The organism is Pseudonocardia zijingensis (genome assembly GCF_042657305.1).
GTDB classification, from domain to species: domain Bacteria; phylum Actinomycetota; class Actinomycetes; order Mycobacteriales; family Pseudonocardiaceae; genus Pseudonocardia; species Pseudonocardia zijingensis.
Map to the genome: position 1 here is coordinate 1 of NZ_JBHSKO010000067.1, position 1,750 is coordinate 1,750.

At 71.2% G+C, this 1,750-nt stretch carries 1 protein-coding gene; it reads right to left on the bottom strand.

Features of this window, described 5'->3' with window-relative positions; genetic code table 11:
- Positions 1-305: 305 nt before the first annotated feature.
- Complete coding sequence (locus ACFPL3_RS41945) at positions 306-1,592, bottom strand: IS110 family RNA-guided transposase (RefSeq protein ID WP_379591021.1); 1,287 nt, start codon at positions 1,590-1,592, stop codon at positions 306-308.
- Between the last annotated feature and the right edge of the window lie 158 nt (positions 1,593-1,750).

Genomic DNA, 1,750 nt, shown 5'->3' on the forward strand with positions numbered 1-1,750 from the left:
CTGAGCAGCCTATGAGGACGAGGTCAAGTCCAGTCTTGGTGTGGTGAGGGCGTGGGGGGTCACCGCGGTGGCGTGTGCCGCCGTGGTTGATCGTGTTTGTGGTGGTCGTTGACGTGGGCGGGGTCCGCTGCCCGTCTCCCTGCTCCACCTAGCGTTCAACCGGGGTTTTCCCCAACAGCCTTCATCCGAGCTTGGGTGGGAGGCGGGCGGGACTGCTCATTCTCAGTTGCGGGGTGCGCCCCAGGCCCGGCGAGCTCGTCCCGTCCTTGGTCAATCCCAGTTGTTGTGGTCGCTTCCCGTCGCGGTTAGGCGGCGGTGGTGCTCACCTCGGTTCGGGAGTCGTTGCAGGGGTCGGTCATGCCGCGGGCGATCTCGGGGTTCCAGCGGGTGCGGCGGGTGAGGACGCTGAACAGCTGGCGCAGCAGGCTGCCAGCCACTGCGATGCGGGCTTGGCCGTCGGTGAGTGGGTTGTGGGCGCGGCCGGTGAGGTGGGCGTAGCGGGCGGCCAGGACCGGGTTGTGCGGTAGCGCGCCCCACACCGCGCGCCAGGCCGCGGTGCGCAGCAGCGGGCGGCCGCGGCCGCTGATGGTGGTCTTGCCGCAGTAGGCGCCCGAGGAGTTCTCCCGAGGGCAGAGACCGGCGTGTTTGACCAGCGACCGGGCGGAGTCGAAGCGGGTCAGGTCGCCGGACTCGGCCAGGATCGCCGCGGCCCCGACCGCGGAGAGTCCGGGGATGCTGGTGGCCAGGTCGGTGAGGTCGAGGTCGTCGAGGACCTCGACCATGAGGGTCTCGGCCTGCCGGCGTTGCTCCTGGGCGTGACCGAGGTCGGCGAGTGCGAATGCCGCTCGTTCCAGTGCGCCGGGTCGTTGGGTGGCCACCCCGCGCGCGTCGGCGGCTGCGGTGTGCAGCGCGGCCAGGATCGGCCGGTAGATCCGCCGCGAGCCCCAGCGTGGCAGCTCCGCGCGGACCGCCTCGGTCAGCCCGGCCAGCCCGAGCTGGCGGACCCGGGCCGGGTCGCAGCCGGTCACGCTCATCGCCGCCCGCCAGGTCAGCGAATCCAACGGCTGGCCCGCGGCGGTCAGCGCGGCCGGCCAGGCGCACTCGAGCAGGTCGCGCAGCTGTTGGCGGGCGGCCCCGACCCGGGTCGTCCACTCGACCCGGCGAGCCCCCAGATGCCGCAGCCGCGCCCAGGTCGGATCGGCCCGCTCGGGCAGGTAGACATGCAGCTGGGCGGCCAGCCGCGCGATCAGCAGCGCGTCCTTGTCATCGCTTTTGTCCCGGGTGAAGTCCTCGGCCTCCCGGGCCCGGTGCACCAGCAGCGGTTGCACACAGACCAGCACGATCCCGGCCGCGGCGGCGAGCTGGTCGACGACCTTCCACCGGTGCCCGGTCGGCTCACAGGCCAGGGTCACCCCGATGAACCCGGCCGCGACCGCCTGCGCCCGGCCCCACTCGATCGCCTCGCTCAACTGCCAGGTCCGGCAGCGCACCGTGCGCCGAGCCAACACCCGGCTGTCATGATCGGTCAGCGCGAAGACCTGCTTGTCCGCAGCCAGATCCAGCGCCAAGATCGCGTGCTCGCGGGGCAGCACCTTACGCAGCCTGCTCAACCGGGCGTTACGCCGGTTATCACCGCGGGAGAGCCGTCTAGGGTTGGACACCGACATCCTCCTGTCGTGGTTGGGACACCAAGCCCGAGCACCACAACAGGGGGATGTCCTCGTTTTCAACCACTCAGGCACTTACTAGG